This is a genomic window from Neisseria sp. HMSC075C10, assembly GCF_001815615.1.
Lineage (GTDB): Bacteria > Pseudomonadota > Gammaproteobacteria > Burkholderiales > Neisseriaceae > Neisseria > Neisseria subflava_A.
This window is the reverse complement of sequence record NZ_KV821234.1, coordinates 63,356-69,617: the sequence shown is the minus strand read 5'-3', so window position 1 is coordinate 69,617 and position 6,262 is coordinate 63,356. Positions and strand designations below refer to the sequence as shown.

The 6,262-nt window shown below is 45.3% G+C and carries 7 protein-coding genes; 4 read left to right on the top strand and 3 right to left on the bottom strand.

From position 1 onward, the window contains the following. Positions 1-167: 167 nt before the first annotated feature. Positions 168-542 (bottom strand): Mth938-like domain-containing protein, encoded by a 375-nt coding sequence (locus tag HMPREF3047_RS01125; protein WP_070711965.1) that lies wholly within the window; start codon positions 540-542, stop codon positions 168-170. Positions 543-747: 205 nt separating this feature from the next. Between HMPREF3047_RS01125 and HMPREF3047_RS01120 the strand changes: the two genes are divergently transcribed. From HMPREF3047_RS01120 to HMPREF3047_RS01110, 3 genes are all read left to right on the top strand, one after another. After that, entirely contained in the window at positions 748-2,055 is a 1,308-nt protein-coding gene (locus HMPREF3047_RS01120; protein ID WP_070711964.1) for a homoserine dehydrogenase, read from the top strand. Continuing rightward, a complete protein-coding gene (locus HMPREF3047_RS01115; RefSeq protein ID WP_004520379.1) occupies positions 2,048-2,482 on the top strand; it encodes a hypothetical protein in 435 nt (144 codons plus the stop codon). The genes HMPREF3047_RS01120 and HMPREF3047_RS01115 overlap by 8 nt, the downstream gene beginning before the upstream one ends. 147 nt (positions 2,483-2,629) lie before the next feature. Then, positions 2,630-3,124: a hypothetical protein gene (locus tag HMPREF3047_RS01110; RefSeq protein WP_063075906.1), complete on the top strand. Its 495-nt coding sequence runs from the start codon at positions 2,630-2,632 to the stop codon at positions 3,122-3,124. A gap of 45 nt (positions 3,125-3,169) precedes the next feature. Here the strand turns inward: HMPREF3047_RS01110 and HMPREF3047_RS01105 are convergent, their stop codons facing one another. Further along, positions 3,170-3,886: an S-methyl-5'-thioinosine phosphorylase gene (locus HMPREF3047_RS01105; protein ID WP_070711963.1), complete on the bottom strand. Its 717-nt coding sequence runs from the start codon at positions 3,884-3,886 to the stop codon at positions 3,170-3,172. A 62-nt stretch (positions 3,887-3,948) separates the two neighbouring features. Then, entirely contained in the window at positions 3,949-5,019 is a 1,071-nt protein-coding gene (locus HMPREF3047_RS01100; RefSeq protein ID WP_070711962.1) for an AI-2E family transporter, read from the bottom strand. 203 nt (positions 5,020-5,222) lie between these two features. Here HMPREF3047_RS01100 and purM point away from each other — a divergent pair, with 203 nt between their 5' ends. Further along, the gene (gene purM, locus HMPREF3047_RS01095) at positions 5,223-6,257 is read left to right on the top strand and encodes a phosphoribosylformylglycinamidine cyclo-ligase (protein WP_003686290.1); all 1,035 of its coding nucleotides are present in this window, start codon (positions 5,223-5,225) and stop codon (positions 6,255-6,257) included. Positions 6,258-6,262 lie beyond the last annotated feature (5 nt).

Below are 6,262 nucleotides of genomic sequence, written 5' to 3'. Positions count from 1 at the left end.
TTGGGGAATTTTGCAAAGGTCTCGGCCTTTTTGTTTTTGAATATTGTAAGTAATTGTAGAATTAAGAGAAATTGGAATTGATAGACTAAAATACTAGCATTATGAATTTAACATAATATAAATTATGCGAACTTAGACTAGCATGATGCAATAGTCTTTTCTACAAATTATGGCCATAACCAAGCCCATGTGCTTCGGCCTTCTCCTTGCAGTAAAACTAAAGTTCGGCAAGCTGAAGCTGTGTTCATGCATTCGAAGCCGATGCCGTAGGCTGATAAAACTGCAGCAATTTTGGGATGCAGAAATTTTTGTTTTGCTCCTGTACCTATGATAATGACTTCTGGACGGTTTTCTGCTGTTTTAATTGCTGATATAAAAATTTGTTCATTTAATTCTTCGATGGTTGTTTGAGGAATGATGCTCACTTTGCCATTTTGCCAGCAAATGGGTTCTGAGTATGTTTGTTCACCGATTTGCAATATGCCTTGTGAGGATGAAAAAAATGATGTGGCTTCATCGATATGGTTTTCTGTGATTTTCATGGCAATTCCTGTTTTTATGGTAGAACGATTTTCAGACGGCCTTGGGAAACTTGCAAAAAAAGGTGCAAAATCAAGCAATATCAGGTAGGATTCAACGTTTGACCTTGTGCATTGATGCTTTGCTCTGAATTTACGATTGCAAGCGATTATAACAAGCCTTGGTTTTTCGTGATTATTTTAAAGTATCGGCTCAAAAGGAGACACAATGAAGCCAGTAAATATCGGTCTTTTAGGTTTGGGTACAGTCGGTGGCGGTACGGCCACTGTATTGCAGGACAACGCTGCGGAAATCAGCCGCCGCTTGGGACGTGAAGTCCGTATTTCTGCTGTTTGTGATTTGAGCGAAGAAAAAGCCAAACAAATTTGCCCGAATGCTGCTTTTATCAAAGATCCGTTTGAGCTGGTTCAACATCAAGATGTTGATGTTGTTGTTGAATTGTTTGGCGGCACCGGTATTGCCAAAGATGCGGTATTGAAAGCGATTGAAAACGGTAAACACATTGTTACTGCCAATAAAAAACTGTTGGCTGAATACGGCAATGAAATTTTCCCTTTGGCGGAAGAAAAAAATGTCATGGTGCAGTTTGAAGCTGCTGTTGCCGGCGGTATCCCTATTATCAAGGCTTTGCGTGAAGGTTTGGCTGCGAACCAAATCCGCAGTATTGCCGGTATTATTAATGGTACCAGCAACTTCATTCTTACTGAAATGCGTGAAAAAGGCAGCGCGTTTGCAGACGTATTGAAAGAAGCTCAGGCTTTGGGCTATGCAGAAGCTGACCCTACTTTTGATATCGAAGGTCATGATGCCGGCCATAAAATTACGATTATGAGCGCATTGGCATTTGGTACGCCGATGAACTTTTCTGCCTGCTATTTGGAAGGTATCAGCAAACTCGACAGCCGCGATATCAAATACGCTGAAGAACTTGGCTATCGTATCAAGTTGTTGGGTATTACCCGTAAAACCGACAAAGGCATCGAGTTGCGCGTACACCCTACTCTGATTCCTGAAAGCCGTTTGCTGGCTAACGTTAACGGCGTGATGAATGCTGTCCGTGTCAATGCCGATATGGTTGGTGAAACCTTGTATTACGGTGCAGGAGCCGGTGCATTGCCAACTGCTTCTGCCGTGGTTGCCGACATCATTGATATTGCCCGCCTAATTGAAGCGGAAACTGACCATCGTGTTCCTCACTTGGCATTCCAACCTTCACAAGTTCAAGCGCAAAATATTCTGCCTATGGATGAAATCACCAGCAGCTACTATCTGCGCGTTCAAGCAACTGACGAACCGGGCACTTTGGGTCAAATTGCCGCACTCTTGGCCAAAGAAAATGTTTCTATCGAGGCTCTGATTCAAAAAGGCGTGATTAATCAAAGCACTGCCGAAATCGTGATTCTGACTCACACCACAGTGGAACACAACGTCAAACGCGCTATCGCAGTGATTGAAGCTCTGAGCTGCGTGGAGGCTCCGATCACCATGATCCGCATGGAAAGCCTGCATGACTGAGCAACAAACGGAAAGGCCGTCTGAAGAGCAACTGGCAGCTAGAAAGAAAGCCAAGGCAAAAATCCGCACCATTCGCATTTGGGCATGGATTATTTTGTCTTTGCTGGCTCTGACTGCCCTGCTCTCACAATGCGCCATGAACAAGCCGCAGATGAAACAAAATGTGGTGGAGTCTTGCGTAAAAAACATTCCTTTTGCTGAAAAATGGCAAACTGATTTGAAGGCAAAAGGTTTGGATGCGCAAAACGAGAAATTGGCTCAAGACTATTGTGTCTGTATGTGGGATCAGCCCTTAAGCAAACTCTCTGACGAACAAATCCGAAACTTCGGCAAAATCAGCCCAGAGGAGCAACTCAAGCTCTTGGGTGGCGCGGAAGCTTTTGAGGCACGCGATAAGCAATGCGTGGCTGATTTAAAGGCTGAGTAAACCAAAATATGGGTTTAAGCCAAAGGCTACAAGGCCGTCTGAACAACAGACGGCCTTTCTTATATTGAATAAATAGTAATAAGAATTGATTTCATTATATTTTAAGTTTAAGATAGCTTGGTTAATTGCTTTTCTATGGTTGTTGCCATGCGCTACCACTTTCCTATTGCCATTGATATTTATGATTTTTTGTATACCGGCCGGTTTGATTATCTGGAAATCGGACAATCGGCAGAGTCTATTTTGCAGATGTTTCCTGCGCCTGATTGCGTTCCTAAAGGCTTGTTGGTACAAAAAGGCTGGAATATTTGGCTTTATGGCGATATCGAACTGCATTTCTCCGACAATCGTTTGACACAGATTCGCGCTGATTTTCAGCCTGATGCTGCACTAAGCGGCGGCCGTTGGGTAAAATTGAATCCGTGGTTTTTTGCAAATGGCTGCCTTGATGTATATGCCGTCATTCAGCGCTTAGTACAACGCAATATCGATTTTATTAAAACGGAAACGCATACCAATTTGATTTTACAGCTGCAAAGCGGGGTCGAATTGATTTTTGAAAAATGTCGGGGTATGAAACTTGCCTCGTTCCGCAAACAAAAAGCCTCCCTGCCCCATTGGGCGCGTGAAACGGCTTCTTAAATAAACAATGCCGTCTGAAAACATCATTTCAGACGGCATTATCAGTTACAAACCATTCAATAACTGTCGGATTTTCGTCATCGCCATAGAAGTCTGTTCATTACAGCCCACAGTCCCTACTCCGCTATCAAAGCAATCAATGCTGCTGACGCTGCAAAAGTGAGCATAGGCCATTTTCAACTCTCTGGCCAAAACGGCTTCAGGCATACCGGTCATACCGAGTACATCTACCCCGTCACGGCGATAACGGGCGATTTCTGCGCGGGTTGGACGGCGCGGACCTTGCAGGCAGCCATAAACGGCGGAATCGTAAATCGGCACATTGTGCGCTTTCGTGATATTCAACAATTCTTGTCGCAATTCATTGCAATAAGGGTTGAAAAAATCGGTATGGACGACAGGGCATTCTTGGCCTTCAAAAAAAGTATCTTTACGGCCATAGGTATAGTCGATCAAATCGTGCGGCAACACCAGACTGCCGTTTTCAAAATCGGGATTGATACCGACGACTGAGGAAATGGCAATGATGTTTTCGACGCCTAAAGAGTGTAACGCCCAGATATTGGCGCGGTAGTTGATTTCATGCGGCGCGATGGTATGGCTGAAGCCGTGTCGTGCAAGGAAAACAATGTCCAAGCGCCCCAACCTGCCGAATAAAATAGGGCTGCTGGTTAAGCCGTATGAAGTACGTACGATTTTTCGTTCGGTAATTTCGAGTTCCGGCAGTTTGGTCAAACCGCTGCCGCCGATAATGGCTAACATATAGACTTCCTTTGTTATCAATGGCCGTCTGAAACTTGGATTTCAGACGGCCTTAATATGATTTATTTATGTTTGTAGAAATGGCTGCCGAAATAGGCAGATGCGCCTTCACGCAATAAAACCAATGTTACGGCGGCAAGCGGCAGACCAGCAAGCATACCGACAAAACCCATCAGTTGTCCGAAAGCCATCAACGAGAAAATCACCCAGAACGGAGACAAACCGATACGGTCGCCGACGATTTTAGGCGTAATGAAAAAGCTTTCCAAGAATTGTCCGACACCGAATACAGCCCAGACCATCAACAAACCCTGCCATGAGCCATATTGTAAAAGCGCGGCAACTGTTGCCAGCAAAAGGCCGGTAAATGCACCCAAATACGGAATAAATACCAAAATACCGGCAATCATACCGATGGCAAAGCCGGAATCCAAACCGACCAGCATCAAGCCCAATCCATAAACCAAGCCCATAATCATCATAACCATCAGCTGGCCACGCAGAAACTCGCCCAAAACTTCATCCATATTGCCGCTGATACGCGTGTAAGTTTCGATAAAACGGCGCGGAACCAATTTACTGATTCCGGAAGACCAGCGTTTCCAATCCAACAAGAAGTAATACAGCAACAAAGGCAACAACACCAAATTGCTGACGCCGCTGATCACGTTGCCGCTTTGACGCATCAAGGTCGGAATCCATTCTTTGAGCGTATTGCTCAACTCATCCGTATGCGATTGCAACCATGCGATGATTGATTCTTGATCGATTTGAATATAATCCCCGCTGACGCTGTTGAGCCATGGTAGCAGTTTGTTTTGAACGAAGCCCACGATTTGTGGCAGGCGTTCGGCCAGATTATTAAACTGATTTAACAGCATAGGTATAATAATCAGCATCAACGCCAGTAATATCAGCAAAGCAAACGCCATAATAATCATGGAGGCCGGCGCGCGGCGGATACGCTTCAATTGCAGCCATTCGACCAAGGGATTCAAAACATAGGCCAAAATGGCAGCCACAATAAACGGCGTCAAAACATTGCCTAAGGCATATAAAAGCCAAATAAAGGCCGCGATAACGCAAGCCATAATAATCCACGGTTTTATACTGCGCGCTTTCTTTTGATACATAAAAAGGTATTTCCCAATTGATGTTTAAGGTTTTCGAAATAAATAAGCAGTATAACAGATTCACAAAGGCCGTCTGAACGCGTGACGGCTATTAAGATAAAATAAAAATTGTTGACAATAATGCCAAAAAAATCAGCCTGAATCCTCTAATTTAAGATAAAATACGCTCCGACAATCTACCCATACCCGAATAAGGAAATCCAATGAGCACTTCTTTGAGCTATCGTGACGCAGGCGTGGATATCGACGCAGGCGATCAACTGGTCGAAAACATCAAACCTTTTGCCAAGCGTACTATGCGCCCTGAAGTGTTGGGTGATTTGGGCGGTTTCGGCGCTTTGGTCGAAATCGGCAAAAAATACAAAAATCCGGTATTGGTTTCCGGTACGGACGGCGTCGGCACCAAGCTGAAACTGGCATTCGACTGGGACAAACACGATACTGTCGGCATCGATTTGGTTGCAATGAGCGTCAACGACATTTTGGTCCAAGGTGCAGAACCTTTGTTTTTCTTGGACTATTTCGCTTGCGGCAAGCTGGATGTTGCCCGCGCGACTGATGTGATTAAAGGTATTGCCCAAGGTTGCGAAGAATCCGGTTGCGCTTTGATTGGCGGTGAAACTGCCGAAATGCCGGGCATGTATCCCGAAGGCGAATACGACTTGGCCGGTTTTGCCGTCGGTGTGGTTGAAAAAGAACGCGTTATTAACGGCCGCAGCATTCAGGCCGGAGACGTTGTTTTGGGCTTGGCTTCCAACGGCGCACACTCCAACGGCTACTCTTTGGTACGCAAAATCATCGAGCGCGACAATCCTGATTTGGACGCGGAATTCGACAACGGTAAAACTTTGCGCGAAGCCATTATCGCCCCTACCCGCCTGTATGTGAAACCTATCCTTGCCGCTTTGGAAAAATTCACCATTAAAGGCATGGCCCATATTACCGGCGGTGGCATTACCGAAAACGTACCTCGCGTTTTACCTGAAAATACCGTCGCACAAATCGATGCCAAAGCGTGGGAATTGCCTAAACTGTTCCAATGGCTGCAAAAAGCAGGTAATGTGGAAACCCAAGAAATGTACCGTACCTTCAACTGCGGTATTGGTATGGTCGTTATCATTGCTAAAGAAGATGCCGATGCGGTACAAGCATTCTTGAGCGAACAAGGCGAAACCGTTTACCGTTTGGGCGCAGTTCGTGAGCGCAACGGTGACGAACATCAAACCCAAGTGGCTTGATTGAG

What these genes read in the sequence shown, in the direction of transcription:
- HMPREF3047_RS01125 (WP_070711965.1), bottom strand. Translation starts at nt 542, where the DNA reads ATGAAAATCACAGAAAACCATATCGATGAAGCCACATCATTTTTTTCA.
- HMPREF3047_RS01120 (WP_070711964.1), top strand. Translation starts at nt 748, where the DNA reads ATGAAGCCAGTAAATATCGGTCTTTTAGGTTTGGGTACAGTCGGTGGC.
- HMPREF3047_RS01115 (WP_004520379.1), top strand. Translation starts at nt 2,048, where the DNA reads ATGACTGAGCAACAAACGGAAAGGCCGTCTGAAGAGCAACTGGCAGCT.
- HMPREF3047_RS01110 (WP_063075906.1), top strand. Translation starts at nt 2,630, where the DNA reads ATGCGCTACCACTTTCCTATTGCCATTGATATTTATGATTTTTTGTAT.
- HMPREF3047_RS01105 (WP_070711963.1), bottom strand. Translation starts at nt 3,886, where the DNA reads ATGTTAGCCATTATCGGCGGCAGCGGTTTGACCAAACTGCCGGAACTC.
- HMPREF3047_RS01100 (WP_070711962.1), bottom strand. Translation starts at nt 5,019, where the DNA reads ATGTATCAAAAGAAAGCGCGCAGTATAAAACCGTGGATTATTATGGCT.
- purM (WP_003686290.1), top strand. Translation starts at nt 5,223, where the DNA reads ATGAGCACTTCTTTGAGCTATCGTGACGCAGGCGTGGATATCGACGCA.